26 protein-coding genes are annotated in these 21791 nt (G+C 60.8%); 12 read left to right on the top strand and 14 right to left on the bottom strand.

All coding sequences use genetic code 11. The features are described from left to right. Entirely contained in the window at nt 1–228 is a 228-nt protein-coding gene (locus HBO11_RS19310) for a YheU family protein (RefSeq protein WP_003192759.1), read from the top strand. Here the strand turns inward: HBO11_RS19310 and csrA are convergent. Continuing rightward, nucleotides 225–419, bottom strand: a complete 195-nt coding sequence (csrA, locus tag HBO11_RS19305) for a carbon storage regulator CsrA (protein WP_169952776.1) — start codon at nt 417–419, stop codon at nt 225–227. The two genes, HBO11_RS19310 and csrA, sit on opposite strands and share 4 nt — an antisense overlap. A 174-nt stretch (nt 420–593) precedes the next feature. Continuing rightward, nucleotides 594–1409: an SDR family oxidoreductase gene (locus HBO11_RS19300; protein ID WP_169952778.1), complete on the bottom strand. Its 816-nt coding sequence runs from the start codon at nt 1407–1409 to the stop codon at nt 594–596. A gap of 329 nt (nt 1410–1738) precedes the next feature. Here HBO11_RS19300 and HBO11_RS19295 point away from each other — a divergent pair, with 329 nt between their 5' ends. Further along, nucleotides 1739–1891 (top strand): DUF3309 family protein, encoded by a 153-nt coding sequence (locus tag HBO11_RS19295; RefSeq protein ID WP_032863216.1) that lies wholly within the window; start codon nt 1739–1741, stop codon nt 1889–1891. A gap of 69 nt (nt 1892–1960) precedes the next feature. On the opposite strand, the gene HBO11_RS19290 is transcribed toward HBO11_RS19295, so the two are convergent. The 5 genes from HBO11_RS19290 to HBO11_RS19270 all read right to left on the bottom strand — a co-directional run bounded on the left by HBO11_RS19290 (nt 1961) and on the right by HBO11_RS19270 (nt 7723). Further along, nucleotides 1961–4048, bottom strand: a complete 2088-nt coding sequence (locus HBO11_RS19290) for an LTA synthase family protein (RefSeq protein WP_169952780.1) — start codon at nt 4046–4048, stop codon at nt 1961–1963. Nucleotides 4049–4440: 392 nt separating this feature from the next. Continuing rightward, a complete protein-coding gene (locus HBO11_RS19285; protein ID WP_003172956.1) occupies nt 4441–4632 on the bottom strand; it encodes a PLDc N-terminal domain-containing protein in 192 nt (63 codons plus the stop codon). Nucleotides 4633–4699: 67 nt separating this feature from the next. Then, nucleotides 4700–5230: a hypothetical protein gene (locus tag HBO11_RS19280; RefSeq protein ID WP_169952782.1), complete on the bottom strand. Its 531-nt coding sequence runs from the start codon at nt 5228–5230 to the stop codon at nt 4700–4702. Between the two features lie 41 nt (nt 5231–5271). Next, nucleotides 5272–5787 (bottom strand): ankyrin repeat domain-containing protein, encoded by a 516-nt coding sequence (locus HBO11_RS19275; protein WP_169952784.1) that lies wholly within the window; start codon nt 5785–5787, stop codon nt 5272–5274. 109 nt (nt 5788–5896) lie between these two features. After that, on the bottom strand, nt 5897–7723 hold the full coding sequence (locus HBO11_RS19270; RefSeq protein WP_169952786.1) for a long-chain-acyl-CoA synthetase: 1827 nt from the start codon (nt 7721–7723) through the stop codon (nt 5897–5899). A gap of 350 nt (nt 7724–8073) precedes the next feature. On the opposite strand from HBO11_RS19270, the gene HBO11_RS19265 reads away from it, so the two are divergent. After that, nucleotides 8074–8352: a DUF3509 domain-containing protein gene (locus HBO11_RS19265; RefSeq protein WP_038447301.1), complete on the top strand. Its 279-nt coding sequence runs from the start codon at nt 8074–8076 to the stop codon at nt 8350–8352. Between the two features lie 53 nt (nt 8353–8405). On the opposite strand, the gene HBO11_RS19260 is transcribed toward HBO11_RS19265, so the two are convergent. The 4 genes from HBO11_RS19260 to aroC form a co-directional block, all read right to left on the bottom strand. After that, complete coding sequence (locus HBO11_RS19260) at nt 8406–8708, bottom strand: helix-turn-helix transcriptional regulator (RefSeq protein ID WP_169952788.1); 303 nt, start codon at nt 8706–8708, stop codon at nt 8406–8408. Nucleotides 8709–8922: 214 nt separating this feature from the next. After that, nucleotides 8923–9468 carry an acireductone dioxygenase gene (locus HBO11_RS19255; protein WP_169952790.1) on the bottom strand — a complete coding sequence of 182 codons (546 nt, stop codon included), beginning with the start codon at nt 9466–9468 and terminating at the stop codon, nt 8923–8925. 46 nt (nt 9469–9514) lie between these two features. Further along, complete coding sequence (locus HBO11_RS19250) at nt 9515–10663, bottom strand: MFS transporter (protein ID WP_169952792.1); 1149 nt, start codon at nt 10661–10663, stop codon at nt 9515–9517. Nucleotides 10664–10673: 10 nt separating this feature from the next. Then, nucleotides 10674–11765 (bottom strand): chorismate synthase, encoded by a 1092-nt coding sequence (gene aroC, locus HBO11_RS19245; protein WP_169952794.1) that lies wholly within the window; start codon nt 11763–11765, stop codon nt 10674–10676. A 142-nt stretch (nt 11766–11907) separates the two neighbouring features. On the opposite strand from aroC, the gene HBO11_RS19240 reads away from it, so the two are divergent. Next, nucleotides 11908–12870, top strand: coding sequence for an alpha/beta fold hydrolase (locus HBO11_RS19240; RefSeq protein WP_169952796.1), 963 nt, complete (start codon nt 11908–11910; stop codon nt 12868–12870). A gap of 100 nt (nt 12871–12970) precedes the next feature. Continuing rightward, the gene (locus HBO11_RS19235; RefSeq protein ID WP_169952798.1) at nt 12971–13774 is read left to right on the top strand and encodes a hypothetical protein; all 804 of its coding nucleotides are present in this window, start codon (nt 12971–12973) and stop codon (nt 13772–13774) included. Nucleotides 13775–13897: 123 nt separating this feature from the next. Here HBO11_RS19235 and prmB read toward each other — a convergent pair whose 3' ends face one another. Continuing rightward, a complete protein-coding gene (prmB, locus tag HBO11_RS19230) occupies nt 13898–14806 on the bottom strand; it encodes a 50S ribosomal protein L3 N(5)-glutamine methyltransferase (protein WP_169952800.1) in 909 nt (302 codons plus the stop codon). Between the two features lie 239 nt (nt 14807–15045). Here prmB and HBO11_RS19225 point away from each other — a divergent pair, with 239 nt between their 5' ends. The 5 genes from HBO11_RS19225 to HBO11_RS19205 all read left to right on the top strand — a co-directional run bounded on the left by HBO11_RS19225 (nt 15046) and on the right by HBO11_RS19205 (nt 17820). Further along, entirely contained in the window at nt 15046–15636 is a 591-nt protein-coding gene (locus HBO11_RS19225) for a cysteine hydrolase family protein (protein ID WP_169952802.1), read from the top strand. 142 nt (nt 15637–15778) lie between these two features. Beyond that, entirely contained in the window at nt 15779–16099 is a 321-nt protein-coding gene (locus tag HBO11_RS19220) for a hypothetical protein (RefSeq protein WP_169952804.1), read from the top strand. 76 nt (nt 16100–16175) lie between these two features. Then, nucleotides 16176–16733 carry a Smr/MutS family protein gene (locus HBO11_RS19215; protein ID WP_169952807.1) on the top strand — a complete coding sequence of 186 codons (558 nt, stop codon included), beginning with the start codon at nt 16176–16178 and terminating at the stop codon, nt 16731–16733. 67 nt (nt 16734–16800) lie between these two features. Beyond that, on the top strand, nt 16801–17346 hold the full coding sequence (gene folE, locus HBO11_RS19210; protein WP_057440723.1) for a GTP cyclohydrolase I FolE: 546 nt from the start codon (nt 16801–16803) through the stop codon (nt 17344–17346). A 102-nt stretch (nt 17347–17448) separates the two neighbouring features. Beyond that, nucleotides 17449–17820, top strand: coding sequence for a glutathione S-transferase N-terminal domain-containing protein (locus HBO11_RS19205; RefSeq protein ID WP_029300369.1), 372 nt, complete (start codon nt 17449–17451; stop codon nt 17818–17820). A gap of 122 nt (nt 17821–17942) precedes the next feature. Here HBO11_RS19205 and HBO11_RS19200 read toward each other — a convergent pair whose 3' ends face one another. Together HBO11_RS19200 and HBO11_RS19195 are read right to left on the bottom strand one after the other, a co-directional pair. Beyond that, entirely contained in the window at nt 17943–18545 is a 603-nt protein-coding gene (locus tag HBO11_RS19200; RefSeq protein ID WP_038447277.1) for a glutathione S-transferase family protein, read from the bottom strand. Nucleotides 18546–18555: 10 nt separating this feature from the next. Beyond that, nucleotides 18556–19722, bottom strand: coding sequence for a PLP-dependent aminotransferase family protein (locus HBO11_RS19195; RefSeq protein ID WP_169952810.1), 1167 nt, complete (start codon nt 19720–19722; stop codon nt 18556–18558). Nucleotides 19723–19803: 81 nt separating this feature from the next. Here HBO11_RS19195 and HBO11_RS19190 point away from each other — a divergent pair, with 81 nt between their 5' ends. Both HBO11_RS19190 and HBO11_RS19185 read left to right on the top strand, forming a co-directional pair. Then, nucleotides 19804–20235, top strand: a complete 432-nt coding sequence (locus HBO11_RS19190; RefSeq protein WP_169952812.1) for a MarR family transcriptional regulator — start codon at nt 19804–19806, stop codon at nt 20233–20235. A 222-nt stretch (nt 20236–20457) separates the two neighbouring features. Continuing rightward, the gene (locus HBO11_RS19185; protein WP_187699240.1) at nt 20458–21789 is read left to right on the top strand and encodes an NCS2 family permease; all 1332 of its coding nucleotides are present in this window, start codon (nt 20458–20460) and stop codon (nt 21787–21789) included. The last annotated feature ends 2 nt before the right edge of the window (nt 21790–21791 follow it).

Below are 21791 nucleotides of genomic sequence, written 5' to 3'. Positions count from 1 at the left end.
ATGCTGATTCCCTACGATGCACTTGAAGTCGACACCCTGACCCGCCTCATCGAAGACTTCGTGACCCGCGACGGCACCGACAACGGCGACGACACGCCCCTGGAAACCCGGGTGCTGCGGGTACGCCAGGCGTTGACCAAGGGTCAGGCGCTGATTGTTTTCGACCCTGAAAGCGAGCAGTGCCAGTTGATGCTCAAGCACGATGTGCCCAAGCACCTGTTCGACTAAGGGTTGGTCACGGGCACCGGGTGCCCCTGTAGGCTGCGGATCTTTTCGTAGACCTCCGCCCGATGCACATTGACCCCTGCCGGCGCTTCCACGCCGAGTTTCACCTGGAGGTTGTTGACCTCCAGGATCCGCAGGGTGATGTGATCGCCGATGGAAATGATTTCGCCTACCGCGCGGCTAAGTACCAGCATGGCGTTTGTCCTTTGGAAAGTTACCGGACCGCGACCATGCGCCCTCCCCTACGAGCCATCAATAACCTGCTAGATAAACAGATCCACCCTACAAACCATGGTTGTCTTTACTGACAGACGAATATCAAACAGCCCAGTAATCCCGCAAAAATATAAACCCATTGTTTATATCTTTCAGCCTTTGGCCGACTGCGCCTTGGCGCGCATTTTTTCCGACATGTTGGTCATTTCGTCATACAGCAACTGCGGATTTTTCTGCTTCAGTGCCCAGGCCATCCGCCCCTGTTCGTGAGGCAGGATCATGAATTCACCGACGGCCACACGCTGGTAGATGTAATCGGCAATGTCTGCTGCAGTGATGGGCGAACTTTCCAGCAATTTGCCGACCTGGGCCTTCATCGCCGGGGTCGGGCCGCGGAATGAGTCCAGCAGGTTGGTCTGGAAGAACGACGGGCACACCACATGCACCCCGACTTCCTGCTGCTTGAGTTCCACCAGCAGGCTTTCCGAGAGCGCCACCACACCGGCCTTGGCCACGTTGTAGTTGCTCATGGCCGGGCCTTGCATCAGGGCCGCCATGGAGGCGATGTTGATGATTCGGCCCTTGCTCTTTTCCAGCAGCGGCAGGAAGGCCTTGCAGCCCTTGACCACGCCCATCAGGTTGATTGCGATCTGCCAATCCCAATCCTCCAGGGACAGTTCGCTGAAGAACCCACCGGAGGCGACCCCGGCGTTGTTGACGATCACATCAATGCCGCCCAGCTTGACCTCACAGGCCTGGGCAAAGGCCGTGAGCTGGCTGTAGTCACGCACGTCACAGCGCTGGATAAACCCGTCGCCACCGGCCTGGCGCACCAGCGCGAGGGTTTCCTGCAAGCCCGGCTCGCTCACATCCGACAAGGCCAGCTGCCAGCCTTCGCGGGCCCAGCGCAGAGCGATTTCGCGACCCAGGCCGGATCCGGCGCCGGTGATCATCATGCGATTTTGCATAGGAAGTAGCCTTGTGGTTCAGGGAGGAAGTAAGCGCCAGTGTAGCGAAGGTTATTCACCGGCCCATGCACCATCAAGTTGCTGAATGCCCGGGGCAAACCAAAAGCCCGGTCGGATGCCGGGGCCTGGGGTAAGTTCAATCTTTTTAAACTAAGTGCGACACAGCACAACAATTAAAAAGGAAATAAGCCAGCGGCCAAATCGCATTAAAAAAACAGGGAATTTTCTGCAAAGTGCAGGAGTCGGATCAGTTAAGGCAGCCGTTTTAGATGTTCGGCTCTGGTATTAACAATCAGGTCTTTTCAGAAGACGAATAAGGAAAACACACTATGAGCCTCATTCTTATCATTGTTCTGATCCTCCTGCTGGTCGGCGGTCTGCCGGTGTTCCCGCACTCGCGCAACTGGGGTTATGGGCCATCGGGTATTCTCGGCACGGTGCTGGTGGTGCTGTTGATTCTGTTGCTGCTGGGCAAGATATAACCCCCCAGCGTTAAAAAAAATGCAAAAAAAAGAGGCCTTGTAAAAGGCCTCTTTTTTATTGCCGGGCGATTAGTCCGGCTTGCCGTCCACTACGCCTGCGGTGTTATCCAGCAGGCTCTTGGTGGCGGTTTGCAGGAACGACTCAAGTTTCTGCTTGAGTTGTGCCTCATCCGCCGATTCAGGGATCACCTTGCCACTTGGGTTGGCGCCCAGTTCGTATTGCCACAGCTTGGGTGGCATTTCCTTGGGCAGTACCAACACGCGGTCAGCGGTGAGCAAGGCCACGGTCTGGTCGCTGCCCGAGGGCTTGATCACGCCAAAGCCCTTGTCGCCTTCCGGCAGGTTGAGCAGGTCACGGCCCCAGCACTGGTGGCGGGTTTCCCCGCCCAGGCGGCCCATGATGGTCGGCACGATATCGATCTGCGTGCCCACGGTGTGGTCACGCACACCGAACTTGTCCTGCACGCCCGGTGCGATCAGCAGCAGCGGCACGTTGAAGCGGCCCAGGTCCATTTCGGTGATCTGTTGCTCGTTACCAAAACCATGGTCGCCGACGATCACAAACAGAGTGTCCTTGAAGTACGGTTCCTTGCGGGCCTTCTCGAAGAACTGGCCCAGGGCCCAGTCGGAGTAGCGCATGGCCGTCAAATGCTCGTTGAGGCGACCACGGTCAGTCACCGCCTCGACCGGCAACGGCGTCGGCAAGGCGTACGGCGTATGGTTGGACAGGGTTTGCAGCAGGGCGTAGAACGGCTTGCCGCCTTCGCGTGCCTTCAGTTCCTGCAGGCCACGATTGAACATGTCCTGGTCGGACACGCCCCAGGTCGGATCGGAGAACACCGGGTCGACGAAGTCATTGCGGCCAATGAAGTTGGTCATGCCCTGGTTGCTGAAGAAGCCCGACTGGTTGTCCCAGGCGAAGTCGCCGTTGTAGACATACACGTCGTCGAAATCACGGGCACTGAGCAATTGCGGCAGGCCCGACAGCTTGTGGCTGCCTTCGGGGGTCTGCATCAGGTATTCGAAGCCTGGCAGGTTCGGGAAGCAGGCCATGGTGGCGAACATGCCCTGGTGGGTATGGGTGCCATTGGAGAAGAAGCGGTCGAACAGCAGGCCTTCCTTGGTCAACTCGTCGAAGTACGGCGTGATCTTGCCGCCACTGCCCAGGGCGCCCACCGAGTGACCGGCGAAGCTTTCCATCAGGATTACCACGACGTTCTTGATCGGCAGGGTCTTCTCGGCCGGTGGCGTAAAGTCACGGCGCACGGCGGCAGTGTCGGTATCCACCAGTTTTTCGTCAGGCAGCACCAGCATGTCGCGCACGGTCTGGGTGGCCAGCGGCTGCTCCAGGGTGGCTTTCCAGACGTTCTCGCGGTGCTCGGAGAACCGCGCCTTGGCCGCCCCGATCAGCGACAACGTACCGTTGAGGCCCAGGTGGTTGGCGAAGTTCGAGTCGGTGGTGTACACGTCACCCCAACGCAGCGGCGGGCCCTGGCGCAGGGTGCCGCGCGCGGCGACCACGGCAATCAGCAGGCACACCACGAACACCGCGATGCGGCTGTACCACGGCGCGACCTGGCGGGTGCCGACGGTGCCACCGCTGAACGGGCCACGGGGGCGCGTTGCGCGGTCGGCGCCCTTGAAGGCGATGCTCAGGATAAACGTACCCACGGCCCAGCCCAGCAGGTAGCGCACCACCGGGAAACCGTACCAGAGCATGCTCATCACGGTTTTCGGATCTTCCTTGACGTACTGGAAGACCAGGCCGTTGAGGCGCTGGTGGAACTCGCGGTAGAAGTCCATCTCCATCAGGCCAAGGAACAGCGCAATGCTGGAGACCACGGTCAGCCACAGCCGGAAGAACCCGCGGGCGGCCATGGCGCGCACGCTGAACAGGGCCAGGATCAGCGGGATGCTCAGGTACACCACCAGGCGCAAGTCCAGGCGCAGGCCATTGGCGAACGCTTCCAGGAAGGTCGCGGCCGGGGTATCGAGCATCATGTCGCGGTTGTACACCAACAGTCCCAGGCGCAGCAGGGAAAGCATCACCATCATGACCAGGGCGCAGAGCAGCGTGTAGGCCAGGTGGGATTTGACGGTCGGTTGCAGCAGGCGATTAGCAGCTCGCTGCTGATTCAGGGCGTCCGGGTTTGCCATGTTGTTTGAGGACCCATTGGAAGTTTAAGTTGCGAAATAATGCAGCGGCGTCCTGCCCCGCCAATAAAGGCGCAGGGTCCAGGGTATTACGCGGTGGGCAGATGGTGCCCGATCAACGTCGGCAACGCTATTGATTACTCATTGCGCAGGGCTCCTGGCGGCACAGACGGACCGTGGCAGGAAAATAAAGCGGGGGAATTGTCTTGGATGAAGTGTGAAAATTTTGTGCAGCGAATATCTCGAAACACAAATCTACAGAACACAGCGTAATTAAAGGTGGGAGCGGGCTTGCCCGCGATAGCGGTGTATCAGTACCAGATTGATTGGCTGACACACCGCTATCGCGAGCAAGCCCGCTCCCACATTATTTATCTGCTTGTGCGCGCTAAGGGTCAGATCCGCACATTGCCCCGTGGCCCGGCGATGGCCCAGATAATCAGGCCCAGTACCGGCAACAGCAGGATCAACAGGATCCACAACACTTTGGCCCCGGTGCTGGCGCCGCTTTTGAACACGTTGATGATCGCCCAGATATCCAGCGCCAGGATGATCAACCCGATCAGACCATTAAATGTGGAACCCATGGTGTCGCTCCTAAGTGAGGGTTTGCCTGTTTAGGATAGCCAGCCCTGGCCAGGGTTCCGTTTTATTTCAGACATGCACTGCGATGCGCAGGGCTTCCAGGGACGGTTCGCCCTTGATCCCGAGTTCGGCACACAACGCCAGCACCCGTGGCACGTCGTTGCCATACACCAACACCGCCTGGATCTCGTCATCGAGCAACTGGCTGAAGTTCATCAGGGTATAGCCGCCGTTTTCCGGGTTCATGGCGTCGAGCTGGATCTGGATGCGATTGAGCGCCGTCAGCGCTTCGGTCTTGGCCAGTTGCTTGGGCTTGAGGTTGAACGCTACGTCGGGGCCAAAGGAGGCGACGATCTGGGCGAACAGGTCCTGGTAGGTATCGGCCTGGAACAGCACCGTTTCCGGCAGGCTGCCCACCACAATCCACTCGCCCAGGGGGATGGGGAAGCTGTCGTCGTAGTTGATATCGGGGTTGGCCGCCAGGAATCCATCGGCATCGGCGTAGGCCTGACTGGCCTCATCGGCGATCCGCACGATCTCGGCGTCGCCCAGGCAACCGGAACTGATTTTAGTGATGAGTTCGACGAGCGCGGTGTTCATGGGCGAATCCTGTGGCGAGGCTGATTTTGAGGGCGCAAAGCCTACACCAGTTTTTGCAACTGCGCCGTCGTATCCGCTGCTCCCATGGTCTGGGCCGCACCCAGCGCAGTCACACCCTGGGCATCCGTGGCCTTGGGGTTAGCCCCGACGCTGAGCAGGTACTCGACCATCTCGGTACGGTTGAACATCGCCGCCATCATCAGCGCCGTGCGGCCATCAGCAGAAGCGCCGTCAACCGGGCTGCCGCCCTCGATCAATGCCTTGACCACCGCCAGGTTGCCCTTGAATGCCGCGCCGGCAATCGGCAGTTGGTTCTTGTCGTTGGCGATCTGCGGGTCGGCCTTGAACTCCAGCAGCACCTTCACCGCCTCGGCGTGCCCGTGGTAGGCGGACAACATCAACAAGGTGTCGCCATTGTGGTTACGCAGATTGACCGGCAAGCCCTTGGCCAGCAGCGCGGCCAGCATGGCGGCATCGCCTCGACGGGCGACGTCGAAGACCTGCTCGGCAAATTCGGCGGCTTCTTCTTCGGTCATTTGTTTGGCTTGATCTGACATCTGCGGCTCCCTGGAGGGTGTGGCGTAAGGCCGTCAGTTTCCCGAGCAGCGCCACGCCTGTCACCCCTTTTCTCTCGAAAGCTTCGATAGCCAGACTCTATCAAGTGCCTTAGTAGCGATACTTTCCGCCCTGGATATCCGCCAGCACCTGGCCGGTTACCGGTACGTAGGCATCCGTACCCGGCAGCCAGGCATACAGTGGATCGTCGCCAACCCGGGCCGGGTCGAACGCTTCTTCCTTGAGCCGCACCTTCTGGTACTTGAAGGTGCCGGTGGTTTCCATCTTCACCTTGATCCGCAGGAACAGCGGCACCGCATAGGCTGGCATCTGGCTCTGGGCGAACTGCAGCAACGCCTGCATATCCAGGGTGGCCAGGGATTCGGACGGGGTAATCGCGGCCATCCCGGCACGACCGTTGGTGTTGGCGATTTCCACCCCGTAGGCCACCGCCTCAGTGATCTGCGGGTGCTGCATAAAGATGTTCTCCACTTCGGTGGTGGAGACGTTCTCGCCCTTCCAGCGATAGGTGTCGCCCAGGCGGTCGACGAACTGCGCATGGCCAAAGCCGATACTGCGCAACAGATCGCCGGTGTTGAAATAGCGATCGCCCTTCTCGAACACATCGCTCAACACCACCTTGCGGTTCTTTTCCGGGTCGGTGTAGCCATCGAACGGCGCTTTGTCGTCGATCCTGGCCAGCAGCAGGCCCTGGCCGCCCTTCTGCACTTCACGCATAAACCCATTGCTGCCCCGGATCGGCTCGCAGGTGTCGTGGGCGTAGTCCACCAGCGCCCAGTGCATCAGGGAAAAGCCGATGGTGTTGTCGAAATTCAGCACGTTAGTGAAGCCGATATTGCCGTCGCTGGCCGCGTAAAGCTCGCAGATATGATCGACGCCAAAGCGCTCCTTGAACGGCCCCCAAACACCGGGACGCAAGCCGTTGCCGATCATCTTCACCACGCGGTTGTCGCGGTCGCGCTCGCTGGGCGGCTGGTCGATCAGGTAGCGGCACAACTCGCCGACGTAACCCAGGGTAGTTGCGTTGAATTTGCGCACATCGTCCCAGAACTGGCTGGCGCTGAACTTGCGCCGGATGGCAAACCCCGACGCGCCGGCAATCGCCGAGCCCCAGCACACACACAGCCCGGTGGCGTGGTACAGCGGCAGGGTGCAATAGACGACGTCTTCAGGACCCATGTCCAGGGCAATGGTGCCGAAGCTGGCCGAGGACTTCATCCAGCGGCCATGCTTGAAGATGCCGGCCTTGGGCAAGCCCGTGGTGCCGGAGGTGTAGATATAGAAGCAGGGGTCGTTGAAGTAGATCTGTTGGCTGCTGGCCGGGTTATCCGTCGAGCAGTCCGCGCTGGCGGCCATCAGGTCGATATAGCCCTGGGGCACCGGCGCCGCCTGCTGATCGGCGACATACCAGGTACGCAGCGGATCAATCGCCACCTGCCCCCGCACCGCGTCGAAGGCCTCGACCAGTTCGGCGCCGACTACAATCGCCACGGGGTTGACCAGGGTCAGGCTATGCACCAGCACCGCCTGGGTTTGCGCGGTGTTGAGCATGGCGCAGATACCGCCGACCTTGGCCACCGCCAGTACAGTCAGCAACAGCTCAGGGCGGTTTTCGATAAATAGGGCGACCACATCGCCCTTGCCAATGCCTTGGGCCTGCAAGTGATGGGCGATGCGATTGGCGTGCTGGTTGGCCTGGCGGTAACTGAACACCTGGTCGCCATATAGCAGCGCGGCGCCCTCGGGGTTGCGCTGGGTAGCCTGCTCGAAGGTCCAGCCCAGCCCGCAGGGCTGGTCGGGGTCAGTGATGTTGGCGACGCGGATCCCGCGCACCAACCGTGGCAGGGCCCGGACAATGGTCGGCACCTTACGCAACATCATGCCGAGGGTGATCATCTCGCTGTTCGGATTGCTCATGCACAGAAGTCCTTTTTCTTATTGTTGGTAGGGTGCGCGGGCCTTCATGCGGCGTAGGACCGTTCCTGAATGCCTTGCAGGAAAATACGCCAGCCGTTCCTTGGCTGTACACGCAGGATTTGCAATGTTTTGTATCCCGCCCAGAGGTGAACGCCAGCACCGCTCGTCAGCGGCCAATAGCGCAAAATGCAGGATGCACGATGGCCATTCATGCATATTGCACGAATCTGAAAATTTCGAATTTTTATAAGATATTGATTTATATGATGTTTTTATAAATCGCGATACTGGCACAATCACTGCACCTATCACTCCATGCCGCACAACACGAGCCAATGGAGCCGATAGACATGAGCCTGATCCAAGACAAATTCGCTTCTGTATTCTCCAACTACGACGTCACCACCCAGCCACGTCCCGACGGTGGCATCCTGCTGACCCTGCGCAACACCGAGGGCAAGCAGATCAAGCGCTCGATCTCGTACCAGCAACTGCACACCGCCGACCAACTGACCTGGGTCATTAGCGCAATCCGCCGTGACCTGGCAGAACAGGCCAGCGAGTTGCCACAGATTTCGATGCTGCAAAGCCAGCACCGCTTTGCCCTGCCGACCTACCACTCGGCCTGAGTACCAGCTTGTTTCCCAGGGCCGTGAAGCCGTTGCGCTTCACGGCCCTTTTTTTACCCGCATAAACCGCGCCGGATCGCTTCGCTTGCCGCCTGGACCCGGTTATTGACGTGCAACTTGCTGTAGATATTGCGCAAATGAAACTTCACCGTGGCCTGTGAGACACAGCGGATCCGGCTGATTTCCCACACTGTCTTGCCCTCCGTGGCCCAGCGCAGTATTTCCAACTCCTTGGCGGTCAACGGTTTATCCGGCAACGCCAGTTGCGCGCCGCCGGCCTGGCCGTCGCATGCCTGTACACAGGCTTCGTCTGCCGCAGGCTCCACGGATGGGGTTGGCTCCTCTGGGCTGCTCATACATACCTCTCCGTCTCTTATTGATTTGCACTGTCAATAATCGGATTCCTCCTATTGACAGACGAAATACACAGCGACGGGAGAGTTACATAAAGCCTGGGATTAACACATCGACCCACAGACAAATAGCTAGAACTTACAAACTATAGAGCCCATTCCCACAAACTTTTCCAACTTAGGTGTATTGAATAAGTTTTCGGAGAGTGAACTAACGTCAATCATCCAACCCAGGGAAATGTTGCGCGATGTCACTGCCGCTTACTTGCGCAACGGCCCCGGACGCCGTCTGGAACAGGCTGATCGCGACCACGCGCGGCTCTTCCCCCAAGTCGAACCAGCGCGGCATGCCGGCAGGGATGCGCAGCAGGTCGTGTTTTTCGCAGAGCACCGTGTACACGTAATCGTCGATGTGCAAGCCGAGCAACCCACGCCCGGCGGCAAACAGACGGATTTCGTCGGCATCATGGCGATACTCGTCGCGCAAACCTGCAGCCACGGCATCCTTTTGCGGATGCTCACGACTCACGCTCAACACCTGCACCTGCGCATAACCGTGTGCCGTCATGCAGGTGTCAATTTGCGCCTGGTACGCTGCGCTCACCTCGGCCGCACTGGCGCCGGCCTCGACACGGGTACTCGCCTGCCAGCGCTCGAAACCCACGCCCTGCTCGGCCAGGGTCGAGGCAATGTCGTCAGCGTGGGTCAGGACCTTGTTCGGGGTGTCCGGGGTAGAAACGTGATAAACGCAAAGAATGCTCATAAAAAGGGTCCTCGGGCGGTAAGAGTCTGCAGATGATGGGCCGGGCTCACGGCCGCTCCTCGGGCAAGCGCTGCGCCATGATCAACGCAGCGGCCAGGGCTGCGAGGCTGGCGATACTGAAGGTCAGGGTCGGCCCCAACTGGTTCCAGCTATACCCGGAATACAAGGCGCCCAGCGCGCCGCCGGTACCGGCCAGCGCGGCGTAAAGGGCCTGGCCCTGGCCTTGTTGGCGCGCACCGAAGCTGCGCTGCACAAATTGGATGGCCGCTGCATGAAAGCTGCCAAAGGTTGCGGCATGCAGCAATTGGGCAAATAGCAGCACCCACAGGAACTCGGCGAACGCGCCCAGCAACAACCAGCGCAACGCCGCCAACAGGAAACTGGCCACCAGCACCCGGCGCACCGAGAAGCGCGAGAGGATCCGGCTCATGGCCATGAACATCAGCACTTCCGCCACGACGCCCAGGGCCCACAACAGACCAATCACGCCACGGCTGTAACCGAGGCTTTCCAGGTGCAGGGTGAGGAAGGTGTAGTACGGGCCGTGGCTCATTTGCATCAAGGCGACACAAGCATAAAACGCCAGCACACCTGGGCTGCGCAGTTGCCGCAGGAAGCCGTCGCCGGCACCGCGCTCGCCCGTGGCAGCCGGCTGGGCATTGGGCACCCACCAGCTGGCACCGATGATACCGGCCATGATCAATACGATCGCCACCGGGTAGATATCCAGGCTCAGGGCCTCGAACAGCCGCCCCAGGGCGACGACGGCGAGGATGAACCCCACCGAACCCCACAGGCGGACCTGGCTGTAGCGAGAGGTCTGGCCTTGCAGGTGCGCCAGGGTGATGACCTCGAACTGCGGCAATACCGCGTGCCAGAAGAACGCATGCAGGGCCATCACCAGCGCCAGCCAGGCGTAGCTCTGGCTGACAAAGATCAGCGAAAAACTGAGCAGCGTACACACCGCGCCAAAACGCACGATGGCCAGGCGCCGACCGGTGTAGTCCCCCAGCCAGCCCCAGATATTGGGGGCCACGCAGCGCATCAGCATCGGGATTGCAACCAACTCGCCAATACGCGCGCTGGAGAACCCCAGATGATGGAAGTACAGCGCCAGGAACGGCGCCGTCGCCCCCAGCAGGGCGAAATAGAACAGATAGAAGCTGGAAAGTCGCCAGTACGGGAGTGCGGTCACGGTCAGACCGTCACAGCTGGCCCAGTACCGGGGTACTTACACTCACATCGGCATTCTGCCCACGGTGCCGCAGCAGGTGATCCATCAGCACAATGGCCATCATTGCCTCGGCAATCGGCGTGGCGCGGATGCCAACGCACGGGTCATGGCGGCCCTTGGTGATCACGTCCACCGGGTTGCCATGCACATCAATGGAGCGCCCCGGCGTGGTGATGCTAGACGTCGGCTTGAGCGCCAGGTGCGCCACAATCGGCTGGCCGGACGAGATGCCGCCAAGAATGCCGCCCGCATTGTTGCTGACAAAACCTTCTGGGGTCAGCTCATCGCGGTGCTCGGTGCCGCGCTGGGCCACGCAGGCGAAACCGGCGCCGATTTCCACGCCCTTGACCGCGTTGATGCTCATCAGCGCGTGGGCCAGTTCGGCGTCCAGGCGGTCGAAAATCGGCTCGCCCAGGCCCGGCATCACCCCTTCGGCGACCACGGTGATCTTTGCACCCACCGAATCCTGGTCACGGCGCAGCTGGTCCATATAGGCCTCCAGCTCCGGCACCTTGTCCGGGTCGGGGCTGAAGAAGGCGTTGTCTTGCACACTGTCCCAGCTCTTGAACGGGATTTCGATCGGGCCCAACTGGCTCATGTAGCCACGGATCACAATGCCCTGGGTTGCCAGGTACTTCTTGGCAATGGCCCCGGCGGCCACGCGCATTGCGGTTTCCCGCGCCGAACTGCGGCCACCGCCACGGTAGTCGCGCTCGCCGTATTTATGGTGGTAGGTGTAGTCGGCGTGGGCCGGGCGGAACAGATCCTTGATTGCCGAGTAGTCCTTGGACTTCTGGTCGGTGTTGCGGATCAGCAGGCCAATGGCGCAGCCGGTGGTGCGGCCTTCGAACACGCCGGAGAGGATTTCGACTTCGTCGGGCTCCTGGCGCTGGGTGGTGTGGCGGCTGGTGCCAGGCTTGCGGCGGTCGAGGTCGCGCTGCAGGTCGTCCAGGGACAGCTCAAGGCCGGGCGGGCAGCCGTCGACAATGGCGACCAACGCCGGGCCATGGCTTTCGCCCGCGGTGGTGACAGTGAACAGCTTGCCGTAGGTATTGCCGGACATGCAGAGCGCTCCGTGAAATCAGTTGAATCAACTCAACCGTGATAACTAAGCGCGCCAGTATACGCAGGCTCACCCAGTAGTTCATCCTCGAAACCTTCCCGGTAGACGTTGGTCCAACCGGCACCTTCCTCATGATGGCGCGATGATGCTGCGAGTTTTGCTGTTCACCCTCACCCTGTTCTGTACCGTCGCCCACGCCGCCAGCCCTGTGGTGCTGCAACGCCCCATCAGCCTGGACACCGGCAGCGGCGAGTTGTTTGGCTCTCTGTTGCTACCCCAATCTGACAAACCGGTGCCCGTGGTGCTGATCATCGCCGGCTCCGGCCCCACCGACCGCAACGGCAACAGCGCCGAAGGCGCACGCAACGACAGCCTCAAGCGCCTGGCCTTGGTCCTGGCCCGGCATAACATTGCCAGCGTGCGCTACGACAAACGCGGCGTGGCCGCCAGCCTCAAGGCCACACCCGACGAGCGCAACCTGACCCTGGACGCCTATGTCGCCGACGCGGTGGCCTGGGGCCAATTGCTCAAGGCCGATCCACGTTTCGGGCCCCTGGTGGTACTGGGCCACAGTGAGGGCGCCTTGGTGGCTGCCCTCGCCGCCCCTGAACTCGAGCCTGCCGGGGTGATCTCCCTGTCCGGCAGTGCCCGCCCGGTAGACCAGGTGATTCGCCAGCAACTGGCAGATCACATGCCGCCGGCCCTGCTGCTGCGCAGCAACCAAATCCTTGATCGACTCAAGGCCGGCCAGGTGGATGCCGATGTGCCAGGCCCGCTGCAAGGGATTTTCCGTCCCAGCGTGCAGCCATACCTGATCAGCCTGTTTCGTGCCGACCCCGCAGCGGCGTTCGCCCGCTTGACGATGCCGGCCCTGATCGTCCAGGGCACCACCGACCTGCAAGTGGGAGTGGCCGATGCCGAAAGGCTCAAGCAGGCCAAACCCGACGCAGAACTGGCGGTGATCCCCGGCATGAATCACGTGATGCGCATCGTACCCAACGATGTGAAACAGCAATTGAGCTCCTACAACGACCCGCAGTTGCCCCTCGCCGATGCGCTGGGCAGGCGCCTGGTTGGCTTTATCGACGGACTTCGCCCCCGATAAGCGACTATTGCCCCTCCAGTCCTGGAGAAAACGGCCGATAAGCACAGGGTCGACAGCAAAAAGCCTGTCGACTTGCTGGGCTTGGACAGGATCGCGCCGAATGACGAACACCGAAGCAGTACCACAACCTCCCGCCGAAACCACCGCCGACACCGAAGCGGCGGCTGCGGCTGCGCTGCCGTGGGCAGAGGTTGAGGCCGAACACTTCAAGATGCTGCGCCTGGCACCCTTGGCCACCGACCGCGCCACCGGCGCCCGACCGTTGCGCTTTGTGCAATTTGGCTATGCCGAGCGCAACAACAAGGACCACAGCCTGCTGCGCATGGTCATCCAATTACCCGCCCAACGGGTGCGACGCGAACAGAATCACCTGGACGTGTGGGTCGACCACGCCACCCACCGCGTGCATTTTGGCCCGGGCAACAGCCTGGAAATCGAGCCGGCCAACCGAGGCCTGGGCCGCTTCCTGGTGGCCCAGGGTGCCGCATGGGCGAAAAAGAAGTGGTCGCACTATCGCGTCGACGGCGTGGACCTGGCGAACAAGGATGCATTGAACGAAGCCACCCGCCTGCGCCGCGACCACTTTTTGCGGATCCAGGGTTTTGATGTGGCCTATGCCGATGTCCAGCATCTGAAGGGGCATGTGCAGCCGGGCAAGGTCAGCGAAGTGCTGGACAGCTGGAACACCGAGAAGGTGCAGTTCGTGGAAATCCTCGAAGCCGCGCAGATGCTGCAACAGGCTGAGCAGAACCTGGCGGAGCAGGAAGTGAAGCTGCGCCACGAAGAAGAAAAGGTCATCAAGTTCAAGCGCGAGGACAGCGGCCTGCGTTTCACCATCACCTGCCTGGTGGCGTTCACCGTGTTCCAGGCGGGGCTGCTGATCTGGATTGCGACGCACCGCTGACAACACGCTTTAACTGATCAAACCAAATGTAGGAGCTGGCTTGCCTGCGATGCAGACGACTCGGTGTATCAGCCACACCGAGTTGATGCCATCGCTGGCAAGCCAGCTCCTACATGGACCGGGTTAGACCCTGGAGGCAAACACCGCCTGATGCTCCCGGCACTGCTGCGCCGTCAGCATGAACACGCCATGGCCACCGTTCTGGAATTCCAGCCAGGCAAAATCCACTTCCGGGTACAGCGCTTCAACGTGCACCTGGCTGTTGCCCACCTCGACAATCAGCAAACCCTTCTCGCTCAGATGGTCGGCCGCCTCGGCCAACATCCGGCGCACCAGGTTCAAGCCGTCGTCACCGCAGGCCAGGCCCAACTCGGGCTCGTGCTGGTATTCGTCGGGCATGTCGGCAAAGTCTTCGGCATCGACATACGGCGGGTTGGACACAATCAGGTCGAAGCGCTGGCCGGGCAAACCGTCGAAGCCGTCACCCTGCACGGTGTACACGCGCTCGTCGACGCCATGGCGCTCGATGTTCTGGTTGGCCACTTCCAGCGCTTCGAAGGACAAGTCCCCCAGCACTACTTCGGCTTCCTGGAACTCGTAGGCACAGGCGATGCCGATGCAACCGGAACCGGTGCACAAGTCGAGGATGCGCGCCGGTGGCTGGGCCAGCCAGGGTTCGAAACGGTTTTCGATCAACTCGCCAATCGGGGAGCGCGGGATCAGCACGCGCTCATCGACAATAAACGACATGCCGCAGAACCAGGCCTCTTTCAACAGGTAGGCGGTGGGCACGCGCTCGTGGATACGCCGATGCAGCAGGCGCTGTACGTGGGAAATCTCTTCTTCTTCGAGGTTACAGTCCAAATAGCTGTCGGCAATTTCCCAAGGCAGGTGCAGCGCACCCAACACCAATTGCCGGGCTTCGTCCCAGGCATTGTCGGTACCATGGCCAAAAAACAGGTCTTCCCCATGGAAACGGCTGACAGCCCAACGGATATGGTCGCGCAAGGTGCGCAGGCGGGAAGTGATCACGGGGGCAAGCTCCAGGAAAAAACGACTGGCAATTCTAACAGCCTTAAGCTGTACGGACGATGTATGAAAAACCTTTGCGACACGTCGGATTTAACCTGATTCAAGGTTTTTCTGTTACACCGCAGTCCCTCTTGACATGGCTGTAGGCCAACAACGGCGCACCTTACGTTAGTAGCGATTCACAGAACCGCTCAGCCAGAGGACAATGTCGCAAAAGCCCCACTCACAGGAGCCCCAGAATGTCCGTTCCAAAGACGATGTTTCAACTCAGCGGTCGCGGTTACGCACCGGCCAATTTGAGCCACGCGACCCTTGTGATCATCGATGCCCAGAAAGAATATTTGAGCGGCCCGCTCGCCCTGTCAGGCATGGACGCCGCCGTAGAAAATATCCAGCAACTGAGCGCTGCCGCACGCAGGGCCGGGCGGCCCATCGTGCATGTCCGCCACTTGGGCACCGTTGGTGGCCTGTTCGACCCCCAGGGCGAGCGCGGCGAGTTCATCCCCGGCCTGGAGCCGCAAGCTGACGAAACCATCATCGGCAAGCTGCTGCCCAGCGCTTTCCACGGCACGCTCCTGGAAAAAACCCTGCAGGACCTGGGCTCCCTGGACCTGATCGTCTGCGGCTTCATGAGCCACTCCAGCGTCAGCACCACCGTGCGCGCGGCGAAGAACCTGGGCTTTCGCTGCACCCTGGTCGAAGACGCCTGCGCCACCCGTGACCTGCCTTACAAAGGCGGCATCCTCAGCGCCGAACATGTCCAGCAGACCGAAATGGCCATCATGGCCGACAACTTCGCCACCCTCGCCCTGACCCAAGATCTGATCTGATCGCCCTGTCGATGAGCGGCGCGGCCACCGCAACGGCCCCGCTCATCCGCTAAAGCCTGTCATTTACCGCAATTGCCTCCCAGCCCGGAACAAGTTGTTTATCTTCCGGTCGAAGGGCCGATACCCTGGAGGAAAGGTCGGAATGAAGATATCCGATGGTTTTGACGCTCGTCGCTTGCGCCCCAAGGGCCCGAGCAACTGGCGTCTGCGCCTGGGCGTGGCATTTGCCGCGTTGCTCGCGTTGTTTGGCTTACTGCTTGCGTTGGCCGGTGGTGCCGGCCTGTTGGGCCACTCGCCCGCGCTGGGCGAACTGAATGCCAGCCCGGGCGGTGCCGCCGTGCTGCTGGGCAGCGGGCTGTTGATCCTGTGGCTGGGTGTCTGGTTGTGGCGCCGTTGCCGACGCCGTATGCGCCAGCCCCTGGCACTGAACATTGCTTCGCACCTGATGAAAAAGCACGATTGAGGGAACACTGATAGCGTTTTGTCCCGCATCAACCGCCTCGATTTGGGTAAACTGCCCGCCCTTCGCGGAGGCTGACATGCAAGACGACGATTTTTCCCTGTTCAAGAACGAGTTGCGCGGCGTCAAGCCGATCAAGCACGACCGCGCCGACACCGGCAAACCCAAGGCCGACCGCGCGCAGATCGCCAAGCTGCGCCAGGCGGCCACGGTGCGCACTGACGCCACCACGGTGGACGGTCTGTCGGACCAGTTCGTGATTGACGTAGGCCCCGAAGACGATTTGATGTGGTCCCGCGATGGGGTCCAGGAAAGCCAGGTGCGCAAGCTCAAGGCCGGGCAGATCCCCTTCGAGGGCAGCCTCGACCTGCACGGCATGACCGTGGAAAAGGCCCGGGAAACCCTGTGGGCCTTCCTCGCCGAAGCCACCAAATTCGAAATCCGCTGCGTGCGCGTGACCCACGGCAAAGCCGTGCGCCTGGACGGCAAGCGCCCGATGATCAAGAGCCATGTCAATACCTGGTTGCGCCAGCATCCCCAGGTGCTCGGCTTCACCTCCTGCCAACCACGCCACGGCGGTGCCGGGGCGGTGTATGTGATGCTCAAGCGCACGATGCTCGAAGGGCGTGACGAGTAACCCAAGCTTGCAGCGATCTGCCGGCCACCGTACCCTTGCACTTTGCGAAAATCCCACAGGTAGTTTCATGTCCCTGGAACAGAATTACACAGCGATCCTCGGCCAAATCGGCGAGGACGTTTCCCGCGAGGGCCTGCTCGACACGCCAAAACGTGCCGCCAAGGCCATGCAGTACCTTTGCCGCGGCTATGAGCAGACACTGGAAGAGGTCACCAACGGTGCCCTGTTCAGCTCCGACAACAGTGAAATGGTGCTGGTCAAGGACATCGAGTTGTACTCGCTGTGCGAACACCACCTGCTGCCGTTCATCGGCAAGGCCCATGTCGCCTATATCCCCAGCGGCAAGGTCCTGGGCCTGTCGAAGGTCGCGCGGATCGTCGATATGTATGCCCGTCGCCTGCAGATCCAGGAAAACCTCAGCCGCCAGATCGCCGAAGCGGTCCAGCAGGTGACCGGTGCCCTGGGCGTTGCGGTGGTGATCGAGGCCAAGCACATGTGCATGATGATGCGCGGTGTGGAGAAGCAGAATTCGTCGATGATCACCTCGGTGATGCTGGGTGAGTTCCGCGAAAACGCGGCGACCCGCAGCGAGTTCCTCAGCCTGATCAAGTAACAGGCTGCGTCAGAAAAAACCGGCATTCATCGCCGGTTTTTTTTCGCCTGTAGAAATCAGGTAAGCTGCGGCCCCTTCTGTCATGGGCAAGAGGTTTCAGCCATGTTCGTCAAAGCACTTCGAGTGGGCCTCGGCCACGTCATCATCGCGGGCGACTTCCTTACCCGCCCGCGGAAAAAACAGCGCCCCGCCGAGCAACAGGCGCAGGTCAATGAAGCGGCCAAGGGCCTGACCCTGTATCAATTCCATGCCTGCCCGTTCTGCGTGAAGACCCGCCGCACCCTGCACCGCCTCAATGTGCCGGTGGCGCTCAAGGATGCGAAGAACAACGAGCAAGACCGCCAGACGCTGCTTACCCAAGGCGGCAAGATCAAGGTGCCGTGCCTGCGTATCGAAGAAAACGGCCAGACCACCTGGATGTATGACTCCAAGGTGATCATCGATTACCTGGACAAGCGCTTCGCCGCGATCTGACAGCAAACACAGTCCAAATGTGGGAACGGGCTTGCTCGCGAAAGCGGTGTATCAGCCAGTTATTCATCAACTGAGCCTGCGCTATCGCGGGCAAGCCCGCTCCTACATTTAGATCGCGCCTATCAGTCGAGCATCGGCACATGCCGCGGATGGCTGGCCACGCGGGCAAGCCAGGCTTGTACGGCCGGATAAGGGCTCAGGTCAAAACCACCCTCATGGGCCACGTGGGTGTAGGCATATAGCGCAATATCGGCGATCGAATACTGGTCGCCCACCAGGTATGGCGTGGCCTGCAGCTGTTTTTCCATGACCCGCAGGGCCTTGTAGCCGCCTTTGTGGGTGGTCTTGTATTCCTCCAGCCGATCTTCCGGCAGCCCCAGGTAAAACTGGATAAACCGTGCCACCGCGATGTACGGCTCGTGGCTGTACTGCTCGAAAAACTGCCACTGCAACACTTGGGTACGCAGGCGCGGTTCGCTGGGCAGGAATTCGCTGCCGTCGGCGAGGAAGTTGAGGATCGCGTTGGATTCCCACAGGCAGGTGCCGTCTTCGAGCTCCAGGACCGGGATCTTGCCGTTGGGGTTCTTCGCCAGGAACTCGGCGGTCTGTGTGTCGCCGTTCAAGATATCGACATTCACCCACTCATACGCGATGCCGAGCAGGTTGAGCATCAACTTGACCTTGTAGCAGTTGCCCGAGCGGTAATCGCCATAAACCTTGTACATGAAGCTCCCCTTATGCCGCTTGCGCGCGCTGTGCTTGACGGATCACCGCCGCGAGACGCTTGAGACCTTCGTCCAGGCGCGCCGGGTCGATGTGGCTGAAATTGAGCCGCAGGTGCCCGTGGTGCTGGTCCGGCTCGGCAAAGAACGGTTCACCGGGCATGAACGCCACGTCCTGGTCCAGCGCTTGTGCCAACAAGGTGCGGGTATCCAGGGGCTGTTTCAAGGTCAGCCAGAAGAATAATCCACCCTGGGGCACTTGCCAGTCGGCCAAGTCCTGGAAATGCCGGGTCAGCGCCAGTTGGAACCCATCGCGGCGCTCACGATAAAAACTGCGCAGTTGCCCCAGGTGCTGCTGGTAGCGCTCGGTGCCGATCCACTGCATGGCCTGCCACTGGCCAACGCGGTTGGTGTGCAGGTCCGCCGACTGCTTGAGCTTGAGCAGAGGGGGGAACAGGTCGGGGCTGGCGATCAGATAGCCGACCCGCAATCCCGGGAGCAGGGTTTTGGATACGGTGCCGGTGTAGATCCAACTGGCCTTGCGCAACTGGCTGACAATCGGCCGCGCGCTGCCACCGTCGAAGGTCAGCTCGCGATAGGGCTCGTCTTCGATCAGGGTCACGCCGAACTCATCGAGCAGCGCCGCCACCGCATCGCGCTTGGCTTGGCTATAGCGCACGGCCGAGGGGTTCTGGAAGGTCGGGATCAGGTAGATGAACGCCGGGCGATGACGTTCCAGGCTGCTGCGCAGCGCCGCCAGGTTCGGGCCGTCGGCTTCCAGTTCCACGCTCAGGCAGTCGGCACCGAACAGTTGGAAGATCTGCAAGGCGGCCAGGTAGGTCGGGCCTTCCAGAAGGATCTGCGTGCCTCGGTCGATATACAGCTTGGCCGCCAGGTCCAGGGTTTGCTGCGAACCGCTGACCACCAGGACCTGGCTGGCATCACAGGCCACCCCCAGCGCCCGCGCCTCGGCCGCCAGCAATTCGCGCAATTGCGGCTCGCCTTCGCTCATGCCGTACTGGCCCATGGCAGGCGGCATGCCTTGCCAATCCAGCGCCGGCAGCATGGCTTCGGCTGGCAGGCCACCGGCAAATGACATCACCTGCGGGCGTTGGGCCGCCGCGAGGATCTCACGGATCAAGGAGCTTTTAAGGCGCGAAACACGTTCAGAGAAAGCCATAGGGTCACCGGTAGCAAAGGCTGGGGAAAATACGTCAAACTGGTTGACCGAAATTACGACACCCCAGGTAGATACGTCAATATGCTTGACCTTAAAAACCAGACCTCGCAGCAAGCCGCCATGGAAGCGTTCTTCTTCGGCTACCAGGCCTTTACCGCCAAGGCCGACGAAATGCTCGAACGCCGGGGCTTGAGCCGGGTGCATCAGCGCATCGTGTTTTTTATCGCCCGCTACCCCGCCTTGAGCGTCAAGCAACTGTTGGAGTTGCTGGGGGTAAGCAAGCAAGCGCTGAATATGCCGCTGCGCCAATTGCAGGAAATGCACCTGGTCGACAGCACGGCCTCGACCACCGACAAACGTAAGCGCCTGCTGCACTTGACCGAAGAAGGCCAGCGCTTCGAACACGCCCTGCGTCGTGAGCAAGTCAAGCTGCTGCAGCGCGCCTTTGCCGAGGCCGGCGAGGACGCCGTGAATGGCTGGCTGGCGGTGAACAAGGCCCTGACCCTGCCCTGAAATTGGCCTTTCATCTTTTTTGCACACATAATCGCAAACATTATTTGCTTTCTTTGTATACAAAAGCATAATTCGCTTCGTGCGAGTTCCTGACCTACTGGTCAACAAAGCCCGCTGGTACCTCAAAGCGCCGCTGCCCACTCATGTGTCCGGCGCTGGAAATAACAATAAAACTCTTGAGGAGTACTTGCTGTGGAAAGCCATAAATCCGACGCCCCGACCCTGGACCTCAGTCCGCCCGACCGTTCAACCACCAAACAGGGCTGGCTGGAGCGCCTGTTCAAACTCAGCTTGCATGGCACCACAGTGAAGACCGAATTGATCGCCGGCCTCACCACATTCATCACCATGGCCTACATCATCTTCGTCAACCCCAACATCATGGCCGACGCCGGCATCGACCACGGCGCCGCCTTTGTCGCGACCTGCATCGCCGCAGCCCTCGGCTGCCTGTTGATGGGCCTGTACGCCAACTGGCCTGTAGGCCTGGCGCCGGGCATGGGTTTGAATGCGTTCTTTACCTACACCGTGGTCGGCACCATGGGCTACACCTGGGAGACCGCGCTGGGTGCGGTATTTATTTCGGGCGTGCTGTTCATGATCCTGACGCTGTCGCGCATCCGCGAATGGCTGCTCAATAGCATCCCGGTGAGCCTGCGCCACGCCATGGGCGCGGGGGTAGGCCTGTTCCTGGGGGTGATCGGCCTGAAAACCGCCGGCATCATCGTTGCCAGCCCCGCAACCCTGATCAAGCTCGGCTCCCTGCATGAACCGGCCCCGCTGTTGGCGGCCGTGTGCTTCCTGCTGATCGCGATCCTCAGCTATCACCGGGTGTTCGGCGCCATCCTGATCAGCATCATCGCCGTCACCCTGGCCGGCTGGGGCCTGGGCCTGGTGCATTACCAGGGCATCGTTGCCGCCCCGCCGAGCCTGGCGCCGACCTGGATGGCGATGGACGTGATGGGTGTGTTCAACGTCAGCATGATCAGCGTGGTGTTCGCCTTCCTGTTTGTGCACATGTTCGACACCGCCGGCACCCTGATGGGCGTCGCCCAGCGCGCAGGCCTGGTGAATGCCGACGGCAAGATCGAAAACCTCTCCCGGGCCTTGAAAGCCGACAGCGCCTCCAGTGTGTTTGGCGCAGTGGTCGGTGTGCCCCCCGTCACCAGTTATGTGGAAAGCGCCGCCGGCGTAGCGGCCGGCGGGCGCACCGGGTTGACGGCCGTGACCGTGGGCGTGCTGTTTGTGGCGGCGATGTTTTTCGCCCCGCTGGCGGGCATGATTCCTGCGTATGCCACGGCCGGTGCGTTGATTTATGTGGCGATGCTGATGATGAGCGGCATGGCCCATATCGAGTGGGACGACGCCACCGACAGCATTCCGGCGATTGTCACGGCAATCATGATGCCTCTGACCTTTTCGGTTGCCGACGGCATCGCCCTGGGCTTTATCACCTACGTGGCGCTCAAGGCCGGCACGGGCAAGTATCAGCAGATTTCCATCAGCCTGTGGGTGCTGTGCGCGATTTTTATCGCCAAGTTTGTGTTCCTGTAACG

Source organism: Pseudomonas sp. WS 5010, from assembly GCF_012985565.1.
In the GTDB taxonomy this organism is placed as follows: Bacteria; Pseudomonadota; Gammaproteobacteria; order Pseudomonadales; family Pseudomonadaceae; genus Aquipseudomonas.
This window is presented reverse-complemented; position numbering and strand designations above follow the sequence as displayed.